Below are 25,051 nucleotides of genomic sequence, written 5' to 3'. Positions count from 1 at the left end.
CGAACTTGGAAAAATCAAAGAACTGATATTCTAAAAAATTTGTTTATCAAAAAAACAGGGATTCTTTGCGGTTTTTACAAGTTTTTAAACGTTTTATTTGAAATAGCACAATAGGTTAAAGTAAGAAATCTCAACTGCCATAGCAATTGCAAGACGCTTCTCGTCTACCATATCAAGAAGTTTTGGAATAAGCTCAGTGATTCGAATATATTTATGTACCTGCGACTTTGATATTCCTTCCGCTTCACCAACAATATCTCCTGCTCTGGACTTCGTCCACTCAGTGGACGAAGTTGTTAAATCATTTCTCTTACCCTGTTTCTTAAGAGCTGCCATTTTCATTTTTAATGCAAATGCTTTCTCGCTCGGAAGAATCTCTTCTCTTTGGATGTTCCCATCCACCATCGCTATTGTAGCTTCATCATCCGTCATTTCCTTTATAATTGCCGGTATCTTTCTAAGACCTGCTTTCTTAGCTGCCCGAAGTCTTCTGTGTCCGGAAATCATTTCATAGGTTCCTTCATCATCCGGACGAACCAGAACCGGTGTAAGAATTCCATTGGCTCTGATACTTTCTGTCAGTTCCTCCATTCGCTCATCATCAAGCACCTTAAAAGGATGATTTTCAAAGGGATAAATTGCTGCCACATCTATATCTATCGTGCCCTCTGTATCAGGCACGCATAAAAGCTCATCAATACTGGTCATCGTGATTTTCTGTCCCGGTCTCTTAGCCATTATTCATTACCTCCTTAATCAATGCTGAATAAGCACAAGCTGCTTTTCCTTTCGGGTCATATACATAGATACTGCTTCCTTCTGCACTAATCTCTGCCGCTCTGACAGACATTGGAATCTCCACATCAAATACATTGATACTTGTGGAATAGGCACCATATACCAGTGCTGCAATATCCCTTGCATAGTTCGTTCTATTATCAACCATAGTTAGGAGAATACCTTCAAACCTAAGTCCGGGATTCAGCTGTCTCTTAACCCTTCCTACAGTCTTAATAAGCTGCTGTAAACCCTTTACCGGCAAATACGCTGCCTGTACCGGTATCAACACAGAATCGGCACAAGCAAGGGCATTTATCGTAAGCATCCCCAAGGATGGCATACAATCAATAATAATATAGTCGTAGAATTCTCTGACCTGCTCTATATACTCTCTAAGGATTGTTTCTCTACTGATAACACCAATTAATGATATCTCAAGTCCTGATAATTCGATGTTCCCCGGAAGTAAATCTACTCCCTCTTCATGGCGAACAATACCCTTCCTTACATCAAAAGCTTCATCGTTGATGATATTCATCATTACAGTAGCCAGTGAATAGGAAAGCTTATCCGGTTCCAGCACTCCTAAACTAATGGAGAGAGAACCCTGTGGATCCGCATCAATCATCAATACCTTTTTACCTTCTCTGGCGAGTCCAATTCCAAGGTTCACGCAAGTCACTGTTTTGCCGACTCCTCCTTTTTGGTTAGAAACCGAAATCACCTTACATCCACATCTTGCTGTATCCATCATTAAAACTCCTCCTCTCCAAAAGACTCTACAAACTGCTCCACCTTTTCCAAATTTACTAATACACAGCCCTTTACTTTTCTGACTGCACCGGCATCCTTGGCAAGCGTCTGAAAGCTGTGAAGCCCCATTGAAAAAAGCTCAGCGCCCTCTGCATATCTCACATATTTCTTCTTTTTGGATTTAATTAGTTCCTCCATGTTTTTGATTTCTTTTCTTGCTCTTGGCATATCCATTTCCTCCGTTTCATAAATTACATCTTCGTCCTCAGTTACTACACAATGCTCTTCCAGATATTTGTCAAATACGACAGTATCTACGATTGCTGTCTTTCTCAGCTTCCAAGTAGCTTTGGCTTCCTTTGCCACTTTCACGAATCCCCAATAGGGTAATCCGTAATACCTGGCGGCTTGCTGATAGGTCATGTACTTTTGCTTTCTCCCCTCCAAGTACTTGTCCAAGTCCGGTGGACCCTTTGATTTGTGCATGCTTAGCTCCTTTCTGAGTATGCATATGATGTACGAAGTGTAATGAGCAGTGCCATTCGCAGATGCTTCGCATCTTGCTCATGTCGTGCTGTCGCACTATATCGTCTTGCAACAACAGTCCTCTGCAAGCAAGCTTGCTCGTCCTGTCATTGCAATCCGCTACACTGCTCGTAGGAACACGCAAAAAGGCACCCATATTCAGTATTTCTACTAAATACGAGTGCCTATAATTCATAATTTGAACCGGCTATACCTCACTTTGCCACGTCTATGACAATCCATAGAGGCAGGTTGATTTTTTCAATTAAATCCATTGCGCTCCGTAGCGAACCATCCAAAACCAATGGATTTATGGTACTTTCGGGGCAAGGTTGGACGCATTTGAACGTCTATGGATTTCCATAATTCTCAGGGAATCCGTACACTAATTGAGACTCTTCATTGTCGGGATTTTTACACACTGCACTATTTCTTATTATACACAATAAGGAGCTGTTTTTCCACAGCTCCTTATTTTTTCTTTATGATCTTTTCTTTTATCTTTTGCCCAGTTATCCTGAAGATCAATGGACATCTGCTGCTGGAACAGATTGCTGCATAATAAATTCCTGCAGCTCTTAATCTAAGAAGGTAACCGCTTTCGCCGGAGTACGGTAGTACGCCGTAGAAATAATAATGCCGGTCTTTGATGTGCTGGCGTGGATGATCTTTCCGTCGCCGATGTAGAGGGCAACGTGGTTGATCGTCTTTCCGCTTGCGTAGAATAACAGGTCGCCCGGCTGGATCTGGTCGAGGGAGATTTCCTTGCCGTTTGCCGCCTGGTCTCTTGAGGTACGTCCGGTCGTCACACCGAAATGCTCAAAGATACGCATCGTAAATCCGGAGCAGTCAGCTCCGTTCGTTAAGCTTGTCCCACCGTATACATACGGATTGCCAAGGAACTGTTTCGCATATGCAACGATCGCGGTGCGGACTGCGGAATTGTAGACTGCGCTTCCCGGACCGTTCTGGGTACTCTGATATGAGCCGGAGGTTCCTGTGCTGCTGCCGGTGGAAGTTCCGCTTCCGCCGGGTCCTGCGGTACTGCCGGTATCCTGATTTCCGGTATTCTGGCTTGTGCCGGTCTGGGTGCTCTGGCTGCCCTGACTATTCTGTTCTTTCGTCGTTCCGTTATCCGCGTTCGGATTCTGGGCAATCATTCCGATCGTGGAGGACGGGGTGTCCTTATTTGCAGACGCAGTCTCCTGTCCTGCTTCTTTCTTTAACGCTTCGACCTTCGCGATAGCGTCCTCCGCCTCTTTCCTAATCCTTGCGTCCTCTTCCGCTTTATGGCGCTCTTCCTCGACGCTCACGGCCTGCTTGAACTCCACGCGCTGGGTGACATAATCTTTATGTACATATCCGCTCAGGGATTCATCGACCTGGATCTCGATGAAGTCTCCCTCTTCCTTCACTTCCAGGTACTCAGCGTCCTTGGAAAGTGTGGTGAGGATCGCGCTGTCGGTACTCGGCTGCTCGCGGAGTCTTAAGCTGTCAGCGCTTACCGTCACATAAACCGTACCTATATCTTTCGCGATCCTCTCCGCATCAGCGCCGGTAATAAAGTATTCGGATTTTATGTAACCGGTCACGTTACCGGACTTGATCTGATACCAGGTTCCGCCTTCTCCGTCCACTGTAGCTAAGATCGTTGCTGCGCAGTTGTTGTAGATCTTGCCGACGATACTGCTGGAGGTATTCGCCTCGGAACGGATATTTACATAGTTGCTGACGTGGGAGATTGCCACGTTATCATAAGCCGACTGTTTATTTCCGACGGTGGTAAGTCCCGTTCTCTCACTCACCTGCACCGAAAGGGTTTCCGCCGCATAAGCGATCTGCGGCATCATGAGCGCCACGCTCAGACCGCAGACCGCGATAATTCTTCCTGCTCTGTTCATAGATCGTTTTTTCTCCTGTCTATCTGCTGCCTCTACTGTATCATACGGAATTTTCAGTTCAGGAAATTCCTACTCTATACCGTACAGGTACTGTTCTACAGACGCAACGCAATTTGCCCCGTCTGCCACTGCCGTAACGACCTGGCGGAGCGCCTTTGTACGGACGTCTCCTGCCGCGAAGATTCCCGGAACATTCGTCTTTCCGTCCTCCCCGGCCGCAATATATCCTGCCGGATCCATATCTACGGATCCCTTAAATTCTTCACTGTTCGGGGTGATTCCCACTGCGACGAACACGCCGTCCACAGCCAGGTCACTCTTTTCCCCGGTCTTTTTATTGAATAGCTTCAGTGTCTCCACCTTCTCCGCTCCGCAGATCTCCTCCGGCACCGTGTCCCAGAGAATTTCCACGTTTGGAAGCTCCATAAGCCGCTTCTGCAGACTTTTTGCACCACGGAATTCGTCTCTCCTGTGGATCACATAGACCCTCTCACAGAGTCTCGCAAGGAAGATCGCGTCCTCAAGGGCAACATCCCCGCCTCCGACCACCGCCGTTATCTTTTTCCGGAAGAACGCGCCGTCGCAGGTCGCACAGTAGGAAACGCCTTTTCCCGTAAGCTCTGCCTCCCCCGGGATGCCAAGCTTTCTGTGGTGGGCACCGGAAGCGATAATGACCGCTCTCGCGAGTCTCGTCTCCTTTTTTCCCACTACCTGACGGATCACAGGCGGGTGTCCCGCTCCCGCTTCTGCCGCCTCTAAGACTTCGTTCTCATCCGCAAGGTCCGCGGTCTCAATTTTTAAGACCGTATCCTTCGCAAACTCCACGCCCAGCTTATCGGCATGCTCCCGGAATTTCATTCCCAGATCGAAGCCGCCGATCCCCGGAAGTCCCGCATAGTTGTCTACCTCATATGTTGTAAGCACCTGTCCGCCGCTCATCATCTCTCTTTCAATCACGAGGGTCTTTAACTCCGCACGTTTTGCGTAGATCGCAGCCCCGAGTCCCGCCGGACCGGAACCGATAATGATCAAGTCATAGATCTGTTCCATGATGCCTCCAATCTCAGTATTTACACCTGTTTCCTATCGTCTTCTGTCCGCACCACGCGGTCAGTCAGCACACAATGCGGCTTCTATAGTATAGCACCATACATATCTATTATACAATCAATTTTCCCGGAATTTAAGTGGCATTCCTGTGGCAAAATTTACCATTAATATGATGTGAGAAAACGCAGACATGCAAGTGAGTATGACCGCATTTTCCTTAAGGGCGTTACCGATAAATTTCAGGAATTGACCTTCATAATATTTTGGCATAGTGAATTGTCCTGAATTTATAAAACTATTGATGTCTTTCTGTTATAATTAAGATACTGTCAGCAAATCAAATGATAGCTGCATGGGAAGAGCCCCATTCGTTTCCTGCAATTTTTTTGAAAAGAGAATCGCAGCTGCACATATATATCAGGCTGCGGTACACATTATGATTTTCAACAAAGAAGAAAGAACCTACTGGATCGAAAGCTACAAGAACTTCCCAACCTCAAACATCTCCGACGCAATGGATAACCTCGGTCTCCGCTCCGGAGTCGTCCTTGGACTCCACCCGTTAGATGTTTACCAGCCGCGTACCGCAGGCTTCGCGAAGACACTCCGCCAGATGCGCAGAAAAACCGCTTTCGACGGGAAATCTCTGACAAAACAGGCTTCCATTATCGACAGCCAGACGGAGTACGGTAACCTTCTCGTCATTGAGGCCAATATCCGCGGCGGAATGAGCTTAAATGAGGCAAGACTGCAGAAATAACCATATCGAAGCCGAAGGCCATGACTGCATTGATCCTGATGCGATCATGGCTCTCTTATTTACGCGAACAACGAGCCAAAGTCCATGCGCTGCCCGGACTGCAGTGGATTTTTCCGGAATCCTATTGTAATTCCGGTGTTATTCCCTTAAAATATGCATATCTGCCGTTTCCATCAATCCTCGGAATTCTTATAGTCCGATCATTTCCGGCAGCTGTGATCTCATCAAAAAGCAACGTAACTATTCAGTACCTTCATAGTTACGTGCAAAAATCCATTCCAGATCAGCTTCGCTGATGGGATTTTTGCCTTCCAGCCTATGTTTTCTTACGGTCAGCGCAGCAAGTGCGCAGACCTACTGAACAGTTACAAAGCAACAAAGTTTTATACGCAAATAGGAGTTCATTATGAAAGAAACAGTTCTCGTCACCGGCTCATCCCGCGGGATCGGACGGGCGGTGGCTTTAAAATTTGCTTCCTGCGGATACCGGATCGTGATCAACTGTGCCCGAAGCACAGATCGGTTGGAAGAAGTGAAAAAAGAAGTTGAGGCGCTGGGCGCAGAGTGCCTGGCGGTACAGGCGGATGTCGGAAATTCGAATGACTGCCAGCGTCTTTTTAAGGAAATCGAGTCCCGCTTCGGCCATGTGGATGTCCTCGTAAACAACGCCGGAATCTCCATCATCGGCCTTTTACAGGATCTAAGTTTCGAGGACTGGAACCGAATCCTCTCCGCGAACCTGTCCTCTGTCTTCCACTGCACGAAGCTGGCGATTCCGGGAATGATCCACAACCACAGCGGAAAAATCATCAATATCTCCTCCGTCTGGGGTGTCTGCGGTGCCTCCTGCGAAGCGGCCTACTCTGCCACAAAAGGCGGCGTCAACGGTCTCACCATGGCCCTCGCCAAGGAGCTCGCTCCCTCCGGCATCCAGGTGAACGCCATCGCCTGCGGGGCCATTGATACGGAGATGAATGGATTTTTATCTGAGGAGGAGTATGAGATGCTCTTGGACGAGATTCCCGCCGGCCGCATGGGAAAGCCGGAGGAAGTCGCAGACCTCGTCTTGAAGCTCGTAGAAGCACCGGATTACCTGACCGGACAAGTTATAAAAATGGATGGTGGCTGGATCTGATCCAGCCACCATTTCTTTCTGCTTTAAAAACGCAGACAATCCTGCAGATAACGCGCATGCGCCTGAAGCGCAGCAATAATCTCCTGTCTTCTCTTCTTTATCATCGGACTCATTCCCGTCAGGCTCACACTTCCAAACAATTCATTATGATATCGGTTAAAGATCGGCACTGCCAACGCTGATACTCCGGTAAAAAGAGCGTCGTATTCTTCAGAATATCCATTTTTACGGATCCGGTATAACTCCACGTCAAAATTCTTCTGCTTATCCTCGAAAGACTTCTGGAACGGTGTCATCGGCATTCTTTCCAGATATTCTGCCCTTTCTTTTTCCGATAAATATGCCAACAGAATCTTTCCGCTTGCAGAATCATACAGAGATATCTGTGGTGACACACGCTGGACAATAAAAGGGCAGTTTGTCGGTTCAGTCGTGTCAATCACTCTCAATTGCTTTTCGTCCATTGCAAACATGGTTCCGTTTAACTGGAACTGATTACTTAACGCCAGCAGTCTGTCATGACCCCGGTCAATGCACATGCTCTGGCGCGTCCCGGCAGCGAGACAGGCTTTGTTAAACAGCGCCGCCCCCAGCATGTACTGCCCATTTCCATTCTGGCTGATATATCCATTCTGGTAAAGCGTACTCAGAATTCCATGGACTGTGCCTTTGTTCAAATTGAGCTGATTGCTGATCTGTCCCAGCGTCAGGGCAGAATTTGTCATCGTAAAGCAGTTCAGTATGTTGATCGCACGCTGAACCGATTGGATCTGACGTTCCGTAGCCTTTGTATTCTTTTCCGTAACATTTTTCGATTCATCCAATGGCCAAATACCTCCTCCTGTCAAATAGAGTTTGATATTATCAAAAGCAAGTTGACAATTATTGTCATTTTATCATCCCTATGCTATATTGTCAACACAGTTACAAAAGTTCAATTATTTCGGCCGAATAACTAGAACATTCATATCGATCAACTAAAAAAGGAGAAAAAAGCATGGTGAATTCCAATAATGTCACTCGCAAATTTACTATGAAAGAAAAACTTGCTTCCCTTGGACCCGGCTTCGTGATCGTGGGATCATTCATCGGTCCCGGAACCGTAACAAGCTGTACACTGGCAGGTGCAACTTACGGTTTCACACTTTTCTGGTGTGTTGTCTTTTCCGTTATCGCAGTTATCGTCATGCAGGGTATGGCGGCAAGGATCGGTATCATCACTCAGGAAGGTCTCGCAGAAAACATGAAGCATGACTTTGCAGACCGTCCGCTTCTTCGAAACATTTTATGTGGTCTTGTCATCATCGCGATCACCATCGGCGGACTCGCATATATGGGCGGTGACCTTACCGGAACGGCAATGGGCGCCAGCGCACTGACCGGTGTTCCGACAAGAATCATGGCTCCGATCTTAGGAGTTATCGTTCTGATCGTTCTCCTCTTTGTCGGTGATGCTGTTAAATATCTGGAAAAGCTTTTAAGTGTATGTGTCACCTTAATGGCAATCGTCTTTCTTATGACAATGCTCATTGTTCGCCCCGATTTTGGCGAACTGCTCCGAGGCTGCATCCCGACAGTCCCGAAGGGCGGACTGATGACATGTCTTTCCCTCATCGGAACGACCGTTGTTCCGTACAACATGTTCCTGCATGCTGCAAGTGCCCAGAGAACATGGCATACAAAGGAAGAACTTCCGCTCTGTATGTTTGGCACAACCGTACCGATGATCATCGGCGGTGTTATCACAGGTTCCATTATGATCACATCCGCAGTGGTTATGCGCGGCATGAGCGTTAACAACGCAATGGATATGGCTGTACAGCTTGAAGGTACACTCGGACGTTTCGCTCAGCCTTTCATGGCATTAGGACTTCTCTCCGCAGGTATTTCCAGTGCGCTCTGCTCTCCGATCAGTGTCTCTTACGTATTAGCCGGACTTTTTGACTGGAAGACAGACGGCTCCGATAAACGTTTCTTAGGAACAAGCGCAATCATTCTGATCGTCGGAATTATTATTTCCGCAATTGGCACCAACCCGTTAGCACTGATCATGACTGCTCAGGCTGTAAATGGAATCGCACTCCCGGTCGTTGTAGGTGTTACTCTTTACCTTGCAAGCCGTCAGAGAATTATGGGTGAATATAAGAACTCCATGCTCCAGAACATTATTGGCCTGATGATCTTTGCAATCTCCCTGATCCTTGGTATTTCAAGTTTTATTGGTGTTTTTGCCGGTTAAAGCATTAACACATACATGCACATGAGAAGAGGTGAATATATGCTGGAGGAAGTTGCGAAAGATGCCTGGGAGTATGGGCGAAAATTCCTGCTGCAGGGAAAAGTCGCAGATTATATCCCTGAGCTTGGGAAAGCAAATCCAGTACATTTTGGACTATGTATTAAAACAGAAGAGCAAAAGAAACATAAAATTAAGTCTTTTAATGCGACATATACAGTTTTCATGTAACTGTTGACTGCTTCACAACCACAAATAAAAAATTGCCCTCAACAATGGGGCAATTGAGTAAAGAAAGGAAATAACATTATGAAAAACAGCAAACCAACGATTTATGATCCGGCGTTTTTACCCAACAACATTTACAGCGGAGTTCCGTCCTGGCTGAATCTTCCGGTTCTTGAAAAAGAAAGTGAACTTTCCTCCATGGATGCCGTTGTCACCGGTGTTCCGTGGGAAGGCGGATGCACGATCGGCGGATACTCTTCCTGCACAGAAGGACCGAAAGCAATCCGTTCTGTATCGATCCGCTATACCGGCTATCTTCCGGACTTTGACCTTGATGCATTCGATTACTTAAAAGTCGGTGATTTCGGCGATGTCGCATGCAGAAACGGCGACTATCCGCTCACCTTTGAAGCGATCAGAGAGAGGATCGGCCAGATTGAAGATGCCCACGCACTCCCGATCACATTCGGTGGTGACCATGGAATCGCTTATCCGATCATCAGTGAGATTGCAAAGCGTCATCCGAAACGCGTAGGTGTTCTCCACATTGACGCTCATCTCGACAACTACTCCATCTTCGGCGACGATGAATACTCCAGATGCTCTCCATTCTATCAGCTTTACAACGATCCAAACATGGACTCCACAAAGATTGTCCATATCGGTATCCGTGGTCCGCGTAACCATAAGGAAGAATTCGCAAACGCAAAGAAATACGGTGCAACTGTCATTCTTGCAAGAGAAATTAAAGAGAATGGCTGGAAAGAGTCCATCCGTAAAGCAATCGAGATTGCATCAAAAGATACCGATCTGATGTATATCACTGTTTGCGCTGACTGTCTTGACGCAGCAAGCATGCCGCAGGGACCGCAGGATATGTGCGGATTAACATCTTATGAATTGTGCATGATGCTTCACGAGGCCGGACTCGCAGGTGCAAAGGGCATGGATTTCGTGGAGATCTATCCAGATACTCTGAGCTACCAGACCGCCGCACACGATGCATGCTGGGCAACTCTCTATTACCTGAATGGACTTGCAGAGAGAAAGAAAAACGAGGGCGAACAGAAATAACTTCTGAAAGACGCAGCAGTTCAGCCAATCCGTGGTCGGACTGCTGCTTTTTTATAAAAAGAATCAATTTTCTTACCGGTCTGTAGCAGCCGGGACTTTGTACACATGAAGGAGGAAACCACATGAAGACAATTTACGATGTACCGATCATTTTGAGAAGAGAAATTGAAGCGCTTATGGTCAAGCCATTTATCGACGCGTTTGAAAAGGAACTCGGACATGAAAAAACATATGAGATCGTAAAAAAAGTCATCTTCGACATCGCCTTTAAAGAAGGCCAGGAATATGCGGAGCTCTTCGGAAGAAATGACCTGCAGGCAATCCGTATGCAGATGGAACCCTGGTCATCGAACGGTGCCTTAAACCTTGCATGGAGCGGAGACGGAAAAAAACATCTTTGTGAAGACGTTCTGGAATGTCAGTATGTTGCCATGTATGAACGTATCGGGATGAAGGATCTCGGAGCTGTCTTATCCTGCGGACGCGATGAACCGTTTTATAAAGGCATGAATTCCAAGATCAAAATGACAAGAACAAGAACTCTGATGCAGGACGGTAAATGCTGTGATTTTGTATTTGATCTGGAGGAATAGCTGTGGACGTTCTGAAATTCGTAAAAGCGAAAAATGACTATCTCGGCAAGATCGAGGGCGGTGGACTTTCTTGAAAATTCAAATAACGAATGACATCATATTCCCCTATATACCCCATTCCTTGCTGGGGAAATTTTCAGAATTCCATGACAGTTAAAAAGTGGGACTACTCACCGACGCTTTGCTCGCCGGACAGCAATCCCACTTTTTATTTATTGATTTCTCTGTATATGATTTTTATTATTTTTGCGAAATATCAGGCGTTCTTTTCCTTCTCTTCTCTCTCCTCGCGCTCCCGCTCCGCCTGGGACTTTCTCAGATAGTCCGGCTTATGCTCCATGGCGGTCTCCGTCTTTCCTTCCGCAAAGTAGACAGCACCCAGAGCGGCCACAGAAGCGGCTCTCTGTCGGTTTACATGGGCTGGGGCAAGATCGTAGGGCACGGTCATTTTCTCCGCGATCTGCTTCTCGTAGACCGGCACACCGTCACCTAAGAAGATCACGCGCTCGCCCATCGCGTTCAGTTTTTCGATCAGCTCACCCATATCCATCGCATCCTGATCCATCACGGTCTCAAATTTCTTCTCAAAGCGATAGATTCCCGTGTAGACCTGGTTTCTTCTCGCATCCATGATCGGACAGATCAGTCCGGATGCACCGAACAGGTTGTACGCTGTCGCGTCAAGCGTCGGAACATGGATCAACGGTTTATTTAATGCCAGTCCAAGTCCCTTCGCCGTCGCAGACCCGATTCTGAGGCCCGTAAAGGATCCCGGACCGCCGGATACTGCGATGGCGTCGATCGTATTCAGATCGATCCCCACAAGTTTTACCATCTCATCGATCATCGGCAGCAGGGTCTGCGAATGGGTCATCTTAAAATCCACCGTATATTCCGCCATCGTGATCCCGTCCTCATAGATGGCCGCCGATGCCACCAGTGAGGAACTTTCAATTCCTAAAATCCGCATCTATTTTTCCTCCACCGTGATCTTTCTGTAATCGAAGCCCTTTTCCAGGTTCTTCTCGATGGTGACAGTCTTCACATGCTCCGGCAGGATCTCCTCGATCATGTTGGACCACTCAATAAGAGTCACGCCTTCCCCGTAAAAGCAGTCTTCATATCCGACTTCATCCATCTCGCTGATGTCACCGATCCGGTACACATCAAAATGGTACAACGGCATTCTTCCGCTGTCATACTGCTGGACGATCGTGAAGGTAGGGCTGTTTACCGGCTCCGTGATCCCGAGTCCCTCAGCAAAGCCCTTCGTAAAAACTGTTTTTCCGACGCCGAGATCGCCGTTCAGACAGATCACTTCGCCTGGCTTTGCCTGTTCCCCAAGCATTTTTCCAAAGGCGAAGGTCTCCTCCGGTGCGTTTGTTTCCTTTATCATGCCTTTAATCCTTTCGTCTTCTTCGGCGGAAGATTCCGCTTGCAGAAATCGACAAACTCCTGTTTTCTCCCTTCAATAGACCGGAATGGCACAAGATATCCGTTTGTCGGTCCGACCTTGATGATATACATGTTCGGGATCCGAACGACTTTCCAGATCTGATCCCATTTCAATTCTCCGGTCACACCGGCCTGTTCGACCCCGATCTGCTCATCCGAAACGTCAAGATTGATCGGCGTTGAGTATCCGGTCGTTTTCGCATGCGCCTTTGCCTTCATCCAGATCATGATCGGCTGGACAAACACAAAAAGGATGATACAGCCCAAAAGCATGACTCTCTGCATCACTGCCACTGAGCTCCATGCGTATCCGAGGATCCCGATGACCAGGATCAGGAACACGAATGTAAAGATCCCGGCAAATCCCGAATACGCGCTGTACATGGAGAAATCAAAAATATCTCTCGCTGTCATTTTTACCTGAATTTTCATACCAGTTTTTCCTCTTCAAATGCCGTCCGGATCCGGTTCATACACTCCTCGATGACGCTGCGCGGGGAAGCGACGTTGATACGCTCAAATCCGCGTCCCTCCTCACCGAAGATATATCCCTCATCCAGAGCGACCTTTGCTTTCTTCTGCATCAGTTCTTCCAGTTTTTTCTCATCCCGGTCAACGTATCCGTTGAGATCAAGCCACGCGAGGTAGGTTCCCTCCGCCTTGACGAGATGAGCCTTCGGAAGATTTTTCTTTAAATATTCGTCGATATACGCGAAGTTTCCATCCAGATAGTCCTTCAGCTGCTCCAGCCACTCTTCCCCTTCTGTGTAGGCCGCGATCATCGCCGTCATGCCCAGAGCGGAAGCGCCATCCATGGACAGGCTGCCATTCACATAGTCTTTCCATTTTTTCTGAAGTTCCTTATTGTGGATCACGATGTTGGAGGTCTTCATTCCGGCAAGGTTAAAGGTCTTGCTCGGTGCCGTGCAGACAACGATCCGGTCCGCATACTCCGGAGCCACATTCATGATCGGTATGAATGTCACGCCACGGCGGATCAGGTCGCAGTGGATCTCATCGCAGATGATCCATTTGTCGTACTTTTTACAGATCTCTACCGTCTTTTTAAGCTCGTCCTCCGTCCAGACACGGCCTGTCGGGTTATGCGGGCTGCACACCACGAGAACCTTGTTTGACGGGTCCGCCATCTTCTTATCGAGATCCTCAAAGTCGATCCGGTAAGCACCGTTCTCATAGATCAGCGCGTTGTCCACCGGAACACGGCCATTGCTGTTGGCTTTATTTGTAAATGGATAGTAGATTGGCCGCTGGAGAACGATCCCGTCTCCCGGCTCCGTGAGGAGGTTGATGAGCGCCGCATAGGCAGCCACAATGCCCGGACAGAAGAACAGGTTCTCTCTGCTCTCATTCCAGCCGTAGCGCTTTTTCATCCAGCCTGTCACCGCATCCATGCACTCGTCCGCATCGTACATGGTGTATCCGAAGATTTTCCGGTCGATCCGCTCATGGAGAGCCTTTAAGATCGGTTCTGCGCAGGCAAAATCCATATCCGCGATCCAGAGGGAGAGTGAATCCTTGTCCGCTCCCTTTGGCAGGCGCTCAACCTTCACTGCATGGGTTCCTTTACGGTCGATCACTTCATCAAAATTATACTTCATGAATGACTCCTCCATTTCTTCGGCTCGCCGGAATATTCTCCGTCTGGCCCGTGTATTCCGTCAACTAAACGTTCCTTCGTATCGATAGTTTAAAATTTATTCCTCATCCAATATCATAGATAAGGAAATCCTCTTCTTCGCCATATCCACTCCGAGAACCTTCACCTCAACGATATCCCCAACGCTGACCGCCTCAAGCGGATGCTTGATATACTTCCTGGACATCTGGGAAATATGCACCAGACCGTCCTGATGGACACCGATATCTACGAAAGCGCCAAAATCGATGACATTTCTGACGGTTCCCTTTAAGATCATTCCCGGCTTTAAGTCCTTCATATCAAGGACATCGGTCCTTAAGACCGGCTTCTGCATCTCCTCACGCGGGTCGCGGGCCGGTTTTTCCAACTCTTTCACAATATCCTTTAAGGTCTCCTCACCGACTTCAAGCTCCTCGGAAAGTTTCTTGTAATCTGTGATCTTTTTGCTGATTCCAGCTGCGCCGCCCTTAGCGATCTCCTCCGGTTCAATCTTTGCACGCTTTAATAACTCCAGCGCTGCCTTGTAAGACTCCGGATGTACGGAGGTTCCGTCAAGTGGATTATCCCCACCGGCAATTCTCATAAATCCGGCGCACTGTTCGAATGCCTTTGGTCCAAGCTTTGCAACCTTTAAGAGCTGGCGGCGGTTCGTAAACGCGCCGTTCTCCTCACGGTAAACGACGATGTTCTTCGCGATCACCTTGGAGATACCGGAAATGTACTCTAAAAGGGAGGCGGACGCCGTATTTAAGTCGACACCAACCTTATTTACGCAGTCTTCAACAACATTTCCAAGAGCCTCGCTCAGATGTTTCTGATTCATATCATGCTGATACTGGCCGACACCGATGGACTTCGGATCGATCTTTACAAGCTCCGCAAGCGGGTCCTGGAGACGTCGTGCGATGGAAACGGCACTTCTCTGTCCCACGTCGAATTTCGGGAATTCCTCTGTGGCAAGCTTGCTGGCAGAATATACGGAAGCTCCTGCTTCATTTACGATCACGTACTGGACGTATTCCGGGATCTCCTTGATAAACTCCGCGATGATCTGCTCGGACTCTCTGGAAGCCGTTCCATTTCCGACGGAGATCAGGGAGATCTTGTATTTCTCGATGAGCTTTTTTAAGGTCTTCTTCGCGTCCTCCACCTTGTTCTGCGGTGCGGTCGGGTAGATGACCACGGTATCCAGGACTTTTCCTGTGGCGTCAACGACTGCTAACTTACAGCCGGTACGGAACGCCGGATCCCATCCCAATACCACGCGGCCTGCGATCGGAGGCTGCATGAGAAGCTGCTCTAAGTTCTTTCCGAAGATCTTGATGGCACCGTCCTCCGCCTTCTCGGTCATGAGATTTCTCACCTCACGCTCAATTGCCGGGGCGATGAGACGGTTGTAGCTGTCTGCGATCACTTCCTGTAAGACCGGAGTTGTCACCGGGTTCTCTCTGGTGATGACCATCTTATTTAAGTAGCGTAAGATCTTCTCCTCCGGAGCCGCGATCTTTACAGTCAGGATCTTTTCCTTCTCACCGCGGTTTAAGGCGAGAATCCTGTGTCCAGCGCACTTTCTTACAAGCTCCTCGTGATGATAGTACATCTCGTAAACGGACTCTGTCTTCTCGTCCTTCACCGCGGAGACGATAGAACCTTCCTCTTTTGTCACATTGCGGATGTAGGCACGGTATTTTGCCACCTCGGAGATGCGCTCCGCAAGGATATCCTTTGCGCCGTCAATGGCCTCTTTCGCGTTTGCAACGCCTTTCACCTCGGAGACATACTGGGCAGCCAGTGTCTCCATCGGTTCTTTTGTCATCTGCAGCAGGATCGTATCAGCCAGCGGCTCCAGACCTCTCTCCTTCGCCATGCTGGCTCTTGTCTTTCTCTTCGGGCGGAACGGCAGGTATAAGTCCTCTACCGCCACCATAGTCTCGGCTTCCTCGATCTTCTTCTTTAAATCAGCCGTCAGTTTTCCCTGATCCTCGATCGATGCGAGAATCTGAGTCTTGCGGTCTTCAAGACCTCTCAGATATTTTAATCGTTCATCCAGGTTTCTTAATACCTCATCGTTTAAGGAACCGGTTACTTCCTTCCGGTATCTGGCAATAAACGGAATCGTGTTTCCCTCGTCAATGAGCTTCACAGCCGCCTCGACCTGGCTCATTTTCACTCCCAATTCCGCAGTCAGTACGCCTAAAATGTCCATGTTCTTTCTCCTTCTAGTTCTACCCCGGAAAGCATAAAGCCGCCGGAGATGTCATTCTCCATTATAATTCAATCCATGCTCTTATGCAACTTAAATGTGGACATGGACGGCGTTTCATGTTAAACTATACGATAACTGTTCCGTATTATTTTTCTTAACCATCGAAGGGCTGACCGGCCTTTTTTATCAGGGAACAGTGCTATGAGCATTTTGGCGGCAGCGCCGCAGAATTACAACAGGAGGAATTTTCATGGCAGATTACGAAGATCAGAATTCATCTGAATATAAAGATATGAACCAGGAAACACAGGCTGCTGATCCGAATCCGCACAGCGCCGGAAACGTTCCGCAGGCTCCAGATCCGGCACAGCCGGACCAGCAGAATCCACCCCAGAATAACGGACAGGATCCGTATTGGCATAATCCACAGAACGGACAGCCGATCCCGCCTCAGAATAACGGACAGGATCCATACTGGCAGAGTCCGCACAACGGTCAGCAAGTCCCGCCTCAGAATCCTGGACAGGATCCATACTGGCAGAATCAGCAGAACAGCGGGCAGTTCCCGCATCAGAACGGTCAGCCACCATATTGGCAGAATCAGTACAATAACGGACAGCCGCCCTGCTGGCAGAACCAGCCGCAGCGCCCGAGACGCGAGAAAAACTCCTTCGCAACGATCTCTCTGATCAGCGGAATCTTCGCCCTCTTAACGCTCTGCTGCTTCGCCTTCCCGGTCGCTATCATCTGCGGCGTCGGCGCAGTCTGCTTCGCCATTATTTCAAAAAAAGGCCAGCCCTTCAGAGGCACTGCAGTAGCCGGAATCATCCTTGGCGTCATCGCCGTTCTTCTCGGCATCGGCGAGTTCTTCTATGTGCTGACTATCACAAACCTAATGAAAGACCCGGCAAATGCTGCTGCATTCAACGAGTTCTTTGAGCAGTTCCAGAGACAGCTCGGAATAAACTAAACACGAAAGTCACAAAGACCATAGACACATTATTTATCAGATAGTGTCTATGGTCTTATTTTGTACTATGAGTCCGCTCAACCTGGGCACCCCCCACTGGCAAACTCGCGCTGCACGCTCTGCTGCCTGCGAAGTTCGTTGGCCACCCGCTCACTCGCAAACTCGCGATTACGCGCTCTATTGCCTGCTTCGCAGGCTGTTTGCACGTTAGTAGCGCAGGGAAAGTAAATCTCTGCTTCGCAGCCGCTTGTATTTCCTCTGCGCTCACTAAAAGAAGACCGACAGAACACGCTCACACGTATTCTACCGGTCTTCAGCGATTTCGTATTAAATTAGAATTAAACGAGCTCGATCAGAACTGCCATAGCACCGTCGCCCTTACGCTGACCGATCTTGATGATTCTTGTGTAACCACCGTTACGGGAAGCGTACTTCGGAGCGATCTCGTTGAACAGCTTGTTTGTAAGATCAACTTTCTTTGTGTTTTTCTTCTTACCAGCTGCTGCTGTCGGAACCTCTGTTACGTCATAAAGAGCTTTTACCATCTGTCTTCTTGCATGAAGTCTGGACGGCATGTCCTTCTTGATTTCCTTCTCAACTTCGTCGTATACAGTAACTTTCTTACCGTCAACAACTTCTTTTACTCTCTTGCCGTCAGCGTCCTTGCGGGCAACCTTAGCTGTAACTTTAACAGTCTCGAAGTTATCTTTCTCTTTTACTGCAAGAGCGATCAGGCTCTCAACGATCTTTCTTACTTCTTTAGCTCTTGCCTCAGTTGTAACGATCTTTCCATGATATAAAAGGTTTGTAGCCTGAATTCTAAGTAATGCTTTTCTCTGACTGGAAGTTCTTCCGAGTTTTCTATAACCTGCCATGATTTAATTTCCTCCATTTGTGGAACAGCCGCCCACGCTTCTTTGGACTTACTGGACCGCCGCCTTTTTTTCCATAATGAGTCGCTCTACGCCCTTCTGCGCCCTTCGGACTTACCTTCCGGGTGAATGTATCACAACCAAAATTTACTGTTCGTCGCTGGAATTGAGCTGTAAGCCCAGTTCTTTTAACTTTGCAAGTACTTCCTCGAGGGACTTGCGACCAAGGTTTCTAACCTTCATCATGTCCTCAGAAGTGCGGCTGCAAAGCTCTTCAACGGTATTGATACCTGCTCTCTTGAGACAGTTGTAGGAACGAACGGATAACTCCAGCTCGTCGATGTTCATCTCAAGAACTTTTTCTTTCTCGTTGTTCTCCTTTTCAACCATAACCTCTGCAGTCTTTGCATTCTCAGAGAGGTCGATGAAGAGATTCAGATGCTCGCTTAAAACTTTAGCAGCAAGGCTGACTGCCTCGTCCGGATCCAGTGTTCCGTTTGTGTAGATCTCAAGTGTGAGCTTATCGTAGTCTGTCTGCTGACCAACACGGGTGTTCTCAACAGACATATTGACACGCTCAACCGGTGTATAAATGGAATCTACAGCGAGAACTCCGATCGGAAGATCGTCGCTCTTGTTCTTATCAGCGCTTACGTAGCCACGGCCGTTGGTGATCGTAAGTTCCATGTAGAACTTGCTGTCTGCGCCGCCGCTTAAGGTTGCGATAACCTGATCCGGATTCAGGATCTCGATATCAGCATCTGTCTGAATGTCAGAAGCGTGGATCACACCCTCACCCTCGAACTCGATGTACGCAGTCTTCGGCTCGTTTGTATCACTGTTGTTCTTAATTGCTAAGCTCTTGATGTTCATGATGATCTCAGTTACATCTTCCTTAACGCCGGCGATGGAACTGAACTCATGAAGTACACCATCAATTTTCACCTGGCTGACAGCAGAACCCGGTAAAGAAGAAAGCATGATTCTTCTCAGGGAATTTCCCAGAGTTGTGCCGTAACCCCTCTCAAGCGGTTCTACGACAAACTTTCCGTATCTTTTATCTTCGGAAATCTCAGCAATCTCAATGTTTGGTTTCTCAAAATCGAACACAAAAAGCCCCTCCTTTTGGGTATGCTTTGACAAATGCCACGAAGCGTTCTTTTAGAACACAAAGCATCCGGCCGGAAATGGCCAGATACTTTGTAAAAACCGCTCCGGTGAATTATTTGGAGTATAACTCGACGATGAGCATCTCGTTTACAGGAACGTCGATCTCTTCTCTTGTCGGAAGAGTTTTGATCTCGCCCTTTAAGTTCTCATGGTCAGACTCTAACCATGCCGGAACAAGACGGCCAGCTGTGGTCTCGAGAACCAGCTTGTAGTGGTTGTCGCCTTTGTTCTTTTCTCTGATCTCAACAACATCGCCAGCCTTTACAAGGTAAGACGGGATGTTTACGCACTTGCCGTTTACAAGAACATGCTTGTGGTCAACGATCTGTCTAGCTTCCTTTCTTGTTCTTGCGAAACCAAGACGGAAGATAACGTTGTCAAGTCTGCGCTCAAGAAGGATCATAAGGTTTTCACCTGTCTGTCCGTTTAAACGCTCAGCCTTATCGTAGTAGTTACGGAACGGCTTCTCCAGAACGCCATAGATGAACTTAGCTTTCTGTTTTTCTCTTAACTGAAGACCATACTCACTGATCTTCTTGTTTGCTCTTTTAGATTCTCTGTTGGATTTTTTATCTATTCCTAAATAAATGGGATCAAGGTCAAGGGATCTGCATCTTTTAAGAACAGGAACTCTATCAACTGCCATTTTACTTCCTCCTAATTAGACTCTTCTACGCTTTGGCGGACGGCATCCGTTGTGCGGAACCGGTGTTACGTCCTTAATGCTTGTTACTTCAAGACCACATGCCTGAAGGGCACGGATAGCAGCCTCACGGCCAGATCCCGGTCCTTTAACCATAACGTCTACGGATTTTAAACCATGTACAAGAGCTGCCTTAGTTGCAGTTTCTGCAGCCATCTGTGCTGCATATGGAGTAGATTTCCTTGAACCTCTAAATCCCAGACCGCCTGCACTTGCCCAAGATAAGGCATTACCCTGTGCATCTGTTAATGTCACGATTGTGTTGTTAAAAGATGACTGGATGTGCGCCTGTCCGCGTTCAACGTTTTTCTTTACACGCTTTTTTGTCACTTTTTTAGCAGTGGACACTTTTTTAGCCATTTTAAACTAACCTACTTTCTCATTTACTGAACCCTGTTTCCTGTCTTTAAAACATGCAACGTGATTCAAAACATTTGTTACTGATAATTATTTCTTCTTGTTTGCAACAGTCTTTCTCGGACCCTTGCATGTTCTTGCGTTTGTCTTGGTCTTCTGACCACGGCAAGGAAGACTCTTTCTGTGACGAATACCTCTGTAGCATCCGATCTCCTGAAGTCTCTTGATGTTTAAAGCGATCTCACGACGTAAGTCACCTTCAACAGTCTGAGTCTCAGCGATTACTGCTGCAATGTTCTTTACTTCGTCATCGGTTAAATCCTTTACACGTGTGTCAGGATTTACACCAGCCGCAGCAAGAATACGGTCTGCACTTGCTCTACCGATACCGTAGATATAAGTTAAGCCGATTTCGACACGTTTTTCCCTTGGTAAATCAACACCTGAAATACGAGCCATGAGTGGTACCTCCATTTAAATATTGTAGAAATAGTTATTGCCGACACAACAACGCACTCTCGCGTTTCATGTCAAAGCCGCGCGAAAAAATACAGGCAAATTGCGGCATCAGCCCTGTCTCTGTTTGTGCTTAGGATTTTCACAGATAATTCTGATACTGCCTTTTCTCTTAATAACCTTGCACTTCTCGCAAATCGGTTTTACTGATGATCTTACTTTCACAGTAATTCTCCTTTCCTTCGTAGTCCGCTTCCCTTTACTGCCGGAAACACACCGATTCCGTGCCATCTGGGAACGGCATTACGGGTTGCTATACCTGTATAAAAAGCACCTGAAAATGGGCATAATACAAGCGTTCCAACAAAGTTCGCTTGAGCATTATAACACTTCCTTGCCGGAAAATCAAGCGTTTTTATTGGTTTTCTTCAACTTTTTTAGCCCTTTGTCAAGGATACTATTTATCTCTCCAAATAATACGTCCCTTGGATAAATCGTAAGGGGACATCTCTAATGTTACCTTATCACCCGGAAGAATACGGATGTAGTTCATACGCAGTTTTCCACTGATGGTAGCTAATACCTTGTGACCATTCTCAAGTTCAACCTGGAACATAGCGTTCGGCAGCTTCTCAACAACGACGCCTTCGATTTCGATTACGTCAGCCTTAGACATAAAATTTACCTCCTGTTTCGTTTCTTAATGATCTGGACATGCTTTTTATTTTTCCGGAGGACCCGGCCGTTTTCTGCAAGCAGAGAAACGTATGTTCCAAGATCCTCCGATATGACATAAATTTTATCCTTGTCATTTCCGGCAATCGATCTTGCCAGGAATCCCGGGGTCATTTCCATGCTGGACCCTCCAATTCAAGGCCCGGGCGCAGGGAAAGGATCTCCGGCTCGCCCTCAGTGATGAGGATCGTATTCTCATAGTGAGCGGACAGGGCATGATCTGCTGTAACAACGGTCCAGTCATCGTCCATCCAGATTACATCCGGTGTGCCGGCATTGATCATCGGTTCAATGGCCAGAGTCATACCCGGCTGTAAAAGGATTCCCCTTCTCTTTGTCGCAAAGTTCGGGACCTCCGGATCTTCATGAAGGTGGGTACCAATTCCATGTCCAACCAACTCGCGGACAACGCCATAGCCGAATTTTTCGGCGTATGCCTGGATTGCCGTGGAGATATCATTCAGATGATTGCCTGCTTTCGCAAATTTAATACCTTCGTAAAAGCACTGTTTTGTGACATCCATCAGTTTCTGTGCTTCCGGGGAGACGTTTCCTACTGCCCAGGTGCGGGCTGCGTCGGAATGGTATCCCTTATAGATCGTCCCCGCATCAAGGCTGACGATATCGCCATCCTTTAAAATACGGTGCTTATTCGGGATTCCATGTACGATCTCATCATTTACGGACACGCAGATGGATGCAGGATATCCATTGTAATTTTTAAAGGAAGGAATACATCCATGGCTGCGGATCAGACGCTCTCCCAGCTTATCGATGTCCAGAGTGGACATTCCCGGGTGAACAGCTGCATGCAGCTCCTCGTGCACCTGCGCCAGAATTTCTCCGGCTTTTCGCATCAGTTCGATCTCTCTCGGCGATTTAATTGTTACTGCCATTATTTTAAGCTCCTAAAATCTTTGTGATAGCCTCAAATACCTGTTCCATATTCTGCGTTCCGTCTACGGTGTAGAGGACGTGCTTATCCGCATAGAAGCTGATGAGCGGGCGCGTCTGCTCATGATAAACAGAAAGACGTTTTGTAACAGTCTCCGGCTTATCATCGTCTCTTAAAATGAGTTCAGCGCCGCACTTGTCGCAGATGCCTTCCTTCTTCGGAGCAGCATATACGATGTGATAAGTCATTCCGCACTTTACGCATGCACGGCGGCCTGCCATACGGGTAACGATCTTTTCGTCCGGTACGTCAACATCGATCGCGAAATCGATCGCCTCTCCCTTTTTGGCAAGAGCCTCTGTGAGGGCCTCTGCCTGCGGGATCGTACGCGGGAAACCATCGAGAATGTATCCCTTTTCGCAGTCCGGCTGGCTGATTCTGTCCATAACAAGATCAACCGTCAGTTCGTCCGGAACAAGAAGTCCCTGGTCCATGAATGCTTTTGCCTTCTTGCCAAGCTCTGTTCCGTTCTTAATGTTTGCCCGGAAGATGTCTCCGGTGGAAATGTGCGGGATTCCGTACTTTTCCGCGATTCTCTGTGCCTGGGTGCCTTTTCCGGCTCCCGGCGCGCCCAACATAATGATTTTCATAATTGTAATTTCCTCCACTCGTCCTAAAAAACCGAAAAAGCGGGCGAAAAGCATCTTTCCGCCCGCTCCGATTTTCAGCACGCAGCTGCTGCTATTTCTCTATTTGATCAATCATTTAAGAATCCCTTGTAATTTCTTACAAGCATCATAGACTCCACAGCCTTGATCGTCTCGAGGATTACACCTGCAATAATGATCAGGGATGTGCCGCCGAAGGAAAGATTGCCGACAGAGAAGAGACCGGATGCGATGATCGGGATAATGCACACGATCACCAATCCGCAGGCACCGATAAATACAATATAGTTTAAGATATTGTTGAGGTAGTCTGAGGTTGGCTTACCTGGGCGGATGCCCGGGATAAAGCCGCCGGACTTCTTCATATTATTAGCAACTTCCAGCGGGTTAAACGTAATGGACGTATAGAAATACGCGAACAGTACGACTAATACGATATATACGAGCATACCAATGGAGTAAGCCGGAGCTTCCGGTTTAAACCAGTTGGATGAGCTCAACGCTAACAGGATCTTTCCACCGATGGTTGAATAATCAACGTGGAAGAACTGAGCGATCATAACCGGCATTGACATGATGGAAGAAGCGAAGATGACCGGAATAACGTTCGCGGTGTTTACCTTCAACGGAATGTAGGTAGACTGTCCGCCGATCATTCTGCGGCCCTGCATCTTCTTGCTGTACTGCACCGGGATCCGGCGCTCTGCATCGTTTAAAACGAGGACAAAGACAACGATCGCAACGATAATTGCCAGTACGATGATGCCCGATACAGTTGCGACTGCAACTGATCTGCCTGCCATAAAGCGCTCATATAATGTCATCATATCCTGCGGAGTACCAGATACGATATTGATCAGAAGTACGATGGAAATACCGTTTCCTACTCCATTGTCTGTAATCCTCTCGCCAATCCACATCAGAAGAGCGGAACCTGCGGTCATAGCGGCTACGACCGTAAGATATCCCCAGATGTTACGGTGGTCTTCGAGAAGAAGTCCCTTTCCGCCAAGGCCAACTGCCATTGCGCAGGACTCAAAGAGAGCCAGGCCGACGGTAAGATATCTGGTGTACTCTGCAATCTTCTTTCTTCCATCCTCACCGTCCTTCTGCATTTCCTCAAGCTTCGGAATTGCAATTGTGAGTAACTGCATAATGATGGAAGATGTGATATACGGGGTGATACTCAATGCGAAGATAGACATGGAGGAGAAAGATCCTCCTGTGATCGCATTAAAGAATCCCATTCCAGAGTTCTGCAGATTTGAAAAGAAATCATGCAGATAGCTCGGATCAACGCCCGGTATCGGAAGACAGCAGCCGATTCGGATGACTACAAGCATCATAAAGGTGTAAAGAAGTCTGTCGCGGACTTCTTTCACCTTAAATGCTTTCTGTAAGGATTTTAACATATTAGATCACCTCGCAGGTTCCACCTACTGCCTCAATTTTAGCTTTTGCGCCTTCACTGAAAGCATTGGCTTTAACGACAAGTTTCTTTGTTAACTCTCCGTTACCAAGAATCTTAACGCCGTCCTGCGGGTTTTTGATCACACCTGTCTCCAGTAATGTCTCAACGGATACTACGGAGTCATTCTCAAATCTCTCTAATACACTTACATTAATTCCAACGATCTCCTTGGAGTTGATGTTTGTAAATCCTCTCTTCGGAAGACGTCTGTATAACGGCATCTGGCCGCCCTCGAAACCAGGTCTCGGTGCGCCGGAACGTGCCTTCTGGCCCTTATGTCCCTTACCAGCTGTCTTACCATTTCCAGAAGCGTGGCCACGACCTCTTCTGAAACTATCACTATGCTTAGATCCTTCAGCAGGATGTAAATTAGATAAGTTCATCACTGCACCTCCTTA

At 47.6% G+C, this 25,051-nt stretch carries 30 protein-coding genes; 7 read left to right on the top strand and 23 right to left on the bottom strand.

What is annotated here, in order from left to right; translation table 11 throughout:
- Nucleotides 1-93 precede the first annotated feature (93 nt).
- The 5 genes from ABCW45_RS14690 to trxB form a co-directional block, all read right to left on the bottom strand.
- On the bottom strand, nt 94-738 hold the full coding sequence (locus ABCW45_RS14690; RefSeq protein ID WP_117484633.1) for a ParB/RepB/Spo0J family partition protein: 645 nt from the start codon (nt 736-738) through the stop codon (nt 94-96).
- Complete coding sequence (locus ABCW45_RS14685) at nt 731-1,534, bottom strand: ParA family protein (RefSeq protein WP_343221065.1); 804 nt, start codon at nt 1,532-1,534, stop codon at nt 731-733. Before ABCW45_RS14685 ends, ABCW45_RS14690 begins: the two co-directional genes overlap by 8 nt.
- Nucleotides 1,534-2,019, bottom strand: coding sequence for a DUF6462 family protein (locus ABCW45_RS14680; RefSeq protein ID WP_343221064.1), 486 nt, complete (start codon nt 2,017-2,019; stop codon nt 1,534-1,536). Before ABCW45_RS14680 ends, ABCW45_RS14685 begins: the two co-directional genes overlap by 1 nt.
- A 617-nt stretch (nt 2,020-2,636) precedes the next feature.
- A complete protein-coding gene (locus ABCW45_RS14675; protein WP_117484632.1) occupies nt 2,637-3,959 on the bottom strand; it encodes a C40 family peptidase in 1,323 nt (440 codons plus the stop codon).
- Nucleotides 3,960-4,028: 69 nt separating this feature from the next.
- Nucleotides 4,029-5,009, bottom strand: a complete 981-nt coding sequence (gene trxB / locus ABCW45_RS14670) for a thioredoxin-disulfide reductase (protein WP_117484631.1) — start codon at nt 5,007-5,009, stop codon at nt 4,029-4,031.
- A gap of 436 nt (nt 5,010-5,445) precedes the next feature.
- Here trxB and ABCW45_RS14665 point away from each other — a divergent pair, with 436 nt between their 5' ends.
- Together ABCW45_RS14665 and ymfI are read left to right on the top strand one after the other, a co-directional pair.
- Nucleotides 5,446-5,769 carry an RraA family protein gene (locus ABCW45_RS14665; RefSeq protein ID WP_147327078.1) on the top strand — a complete coding sequence of 108 codons (324 nt, stop codon included), beginning with the start codon at nt 5,446-5,448 and terminating at the stop codon, nt 5,767-5,769.
- 406 nt (nt 5,770-6,175) lie between these two features.
- Nucleotides 6,176-6,904, top strand: a complete 729-nt coding sequence (ymfI, locus tag ABCW45_RS14660; protein WP_425518614.1) for an elongation factor P 5-aminopentanone reductase — start codon at nt 6,176-6,178, stop codon at nt 6,902-6,904.
- Between the two features lie 23 nt (nt 6,905-6,927).
- Here ymfI and ABCW45_RS14655 read toward each other — a convergent pair whose 3' ends face one another.
- On the bottom strand, nt 6,928-7,728 hold the full coding sequence (locus tag ABCW45_RS14655; RefSeq protein WP_117484628.1) for an IclR family transcriptional regulator: 801 nt from the start codon (nt 7,726-7,728) through the stop codon (nt 6,928-6,930).
- A 173-nt stretch (nt 7,729-7,901) separates the two neighbouring features.
- On the opposite strand from ABCW45_RS14655, the gene ABCW45_RS14650 reads away from it, so the two are divergent.
- From ABCW45_RS14650 to ABCW45_RS14635, 4 genes are all read left to right on the top strand, one after another.
- Entirely contained in the window at nt 7,902-9,143 is a 1,242-nt protein-coding gene (locus ABCW45_RS14650; protein WP_015553811.1) for an Nramp family divalent metal transporter, read from the top strand.
- A gap of 39 nt (nt 9,144-9,182) precedes the next feature.
- A complete protein-coding gene (locus tag ABCW45_RS14645) occupies nt 9,183-9,371 on the top strand; it encodes a glutaminase (RefSeq protein ID WP_117484627.1) in 189 nt (62 codons plus the stop codon).
- 78 nt (nt 9,372-9,449) lie between these two features.
- On the top strand, nt 9,450-10,442 hold the full coding sequence (locus ABCW45_RS14640) for an agmatinase family protein (protein ID WP_015553813.1): 993 nt from the start codon (nt 9,450-9,452) through the stop codon (nt 10,440-10,442).
- A gap of 122 nt (nt 10,443-10,564) precedes the next feature.
- Entirely contained in the window at nt 10,565-11,035 is a 471-nt protein-coding gene (locus tag ABCW45_RS14635; RefSeq protein ID WP_117470163.1) for an L-2-amino-thiazoline-4-carboxylic acid hydrolase, read from the top strand.
- A gap of 256 nt (nt 11,036-11,291) precedes the next feature.
- Here the strand turns inward: ABCW45_RS14635 and tsaB are convergent, their stop codons facing one another.
- The 5 genes from tsaB to ABCW45_RS14610 all read right to left on the bottom strand — a co-directional run bounded on the left by tsaB (nt 11,292) and on the right by ABCW45_RS14610 (nt 16,356).
- Nucleotides 11,292-12,005 (bottom strand): tRNA (adenosine(37)-N6)-threonylcarbamoyltransferase complex dimerization subunit type 1 TsaB, encoded by a 714-nt coding sequence (tsaB, locus tag ABCW45_RS14630; protein ID WP_015553815.1) that lies wholly within the window; start codon nt 12,003-12,005, stop codon nt 11,292-11,294.
- Nucleotides 12,006-12,431, bottom strand: coding sequence for a tRNA (adenosine(37)-N6)-threonylcarbamoyltransferase complex ATPase subunit type 1 TsaE (gene tsaE / locus ABCW45_RS14625; RefSeq protein ID WP_015553816.1), 426 nt, complete (start codon nt 12,429-12,431; stop codon nt 12,006-12,008).
- The gene (locus ABCW45_RS14620) at nt 12,428-12,922 is read right to left on the bottom strand and encodes a YcxB family protein (RefSeq protein WP_021905509.1); all 495 of its coding nucleotides are present in this window, start codon (nt 12,920-12,922) and stop codon (nt 12,428-12,430) included. The genes tsaE and ABCW45_RS14620 overlap by 4 nt, the downstream gene beginning before the upstream one ends.
- Nucleotides 12,919-14,109, bottom strand: a complete 1,191-nt coding sequence (locus tag ABCW45_RS14615; protein WP_343221063.1) for a MalY/PatB family protein — start codon at nt 14,107-14,109, stop codon at nt 12,919-12,921. Before ABCW45_RS14615 ends, ABCW45_RS14620 begins: the two co-directional genes overlap by 4 nt.
- A 96-nt stretch (nt 14,110-14,205) precedes the next feature.
- Nucleotides 14,206-16,356, bottom strand: coding sequence for a Tex family protein (locus tag ABCW45_RS14610; RefSeq protein ID WP_343221062.1), 2,151 nt, complete (start codon nt 16,354-16,356; stop codon nt 14,206-14,208).
- Between the two features lie 250 nt (nt 16,357-16,606).
- Here ABCW45_RS14610 and ABCW45_RS14605 point away from each other — a divergent pair, with 250 nt between their 5' ends.
- Nucleotides 16,607-17,326, top strand: a complete 720-nt coding sequence (locus ABCW45_RS14605) for a DUF4190 domain-containing protein (RefSeq protein WP_117552444.1) — start codon at nt 16,607-16,609, stop codon at nt 17,324-17,326.
- 338 nt (nt 17,327-17,664) lie between these two features.
- Here the strand turns inward: ABCW45_RS14605 and ABCW45_RS14600 are convergent, their stop codons facing one another.
- The 12 genes from ABCW45_RS14600 to rplO form a co-directional block, all read right to left on the bottom strand.
- Nucleotides 17,665-18,201: a bL17 family ribosomal protein gene (locus tag ABCW45_RS14600; RefSeq protein WP_015553821.1), complete on the bottom strand. Its 537-nt coding sequence runs from the start codon at nt 18,199-18,201 to the stop codon at nt 17,665-17,667.
- A 144-nt stretch (nt 18,202-18,345) separates the two neighbouring features.
- Entirely contained in the window at nt 18,346-19,308 is a 963-nt protein-coding gene (locus tag ABCW45_RS14595; RefSeq protein ID WP_117470158.1) for a DNA-directed RNA polymerase subunit alpha, read from the bottom strand.
- Between the two features lie 112 nt (nt 19,309-19,420).
- The gene (rpsD, locus tag ABCW45_RS14590; RefSeq protein ID WP_015553822.1) at nt 19,421-20,014 is read right to left on the bottom strand and encodes a 30S ribosomal protein S4; all 594 of its coding nucleotides are present in this window, start codon (nt 20,012-20,014) and stop codon (nt 19,421-19,423) included.
- 15 nt (nt 20,015-20,029) lie between these two features.
- Nucleotides 20,030-20,431 carry a 30S ribosomal protein S11 gene (gene rpsK, locus ABCW45_RS14585; RefSeq protein WP_015553823.1) on the bottom strand — a complete coding sequence of 134 codons (402 nt, stop codon included), beginning with the start codon at nt 20,429-20,431 and terminating at the stop codon, nt 20,030-20,032.
- Between the two features lie 87 nt (nt 20,432-20,518).
- A complete protein-coding gene (rpsM, locus tag ABCW45_RS14580; protein WP_015553824.1) occupies nt 20,519-20,887 on the bottom strand; it encodes a 30S ribosomal protein S13 in 369 nt (122 codons plus the stop codon).
- Between the two features lie 108 nt (nt 20,888-20,995).
- A complete protein-coding gene (gene rpmJ, locus ABCW45_RS14575) occupies nt 20,996-21,109 on the bottom strand; it encodes a 50S ribosomal protein L36 (RefSeq protein ID WP_003022746.1) in 114 nt (37 codons plus the stop codon).
- A 232-nt stretch (nt 21,110-21,341) separates the two neighbouring features.
- The gene (gene infA / locus ABCW45_RS14570) at nt 21,342-21,560 is read right to left on the bottom strand and encodes a translation initiation factor IF-1 (RefSeq protein WP_015553825.1); all 219 of its coding nucleotides are present in this window, start codon (nt 21,558-21,560) and stop codon (nt 21,342-21,344) included.
- A 5-nt stretch (nt 21,561-21,565) separates the two neighbouring features.
- Nucleotides 21,566-21,739, bottom strand: a complete 174-nt coding sequence (locus tag ABCW45_RS14565) for a KOW domain-containing RNA-binding protein (protein ID WP_015553826.1) — start codon at nt 21,737-21,739, stop codon at nt 21,566-21,568.
- Nucleotides 21,730-22,515 (bottom strand): type I methionyl aminopeptidase, encoded by a 786-nt coding sequence (gene map, locus ABCW45_RS14560; protein WP_343221061.1) that lies wholly within the window; start codon nt 22,513-22,515, stop codon nt 21,730-21,732. Before map ends, ABCW45_RS14565 begins: the two co-directional genes overlap by 10 nt.
- Nucleotides 22,516-22,519: 4 nt before the next feature.
- Nucleotides 22,520-23,164, bottom strand: coding sequence for an adenylate kinase (locus tag ABCW45_RS14555; protein ID WP_117470223.1), 645 nt, complete (start codon nt 23,162-23,164; stop codon nt 22,520-22,522).
- 107 nt (nt 23,165-23,271) lie between these two features.
- The gene (gene secY, locus ABCW45_RS14550) at nt 23,272-24,594 is read right to left on the bottom strand and encodes a preprotein translocase subunit SecY (RefSeq protein ID WP_117470157.1); all 1,323 of its coding nucleotides are present in this window, start codon (nt 24,592-24,594) and stop codon (nt 23,272-23,274) included.
- A 1-nt stretch (nt 24,595) separates the two neighbouring features.
- Nucleotides 24,596-25,036, bottom strand: a complete 441-nt coding sequence (rplO, locus tag ABCW45_RS14545) for a 50S ribosomal protein L15 (protein WP_015553829.1) — start codon at nt 25,034-25,036, stop codon at nt 24,596-24,598.
- Nucleotides 25,037-25,051: the final 15 nt, after the last annotated feature.

This window comes from Pilosibacter fragilis (genome assembly GCF_032490495.1).
Lineage (GTDB): Bacteria > Bacillota > Clostridia > Lachnospirales > Lachnospiraceae > Pilosibacter > Pilosibacter fragilis.
This window is presented reverse-complemented; position numbering and strand designations above follow the sequence as displayed.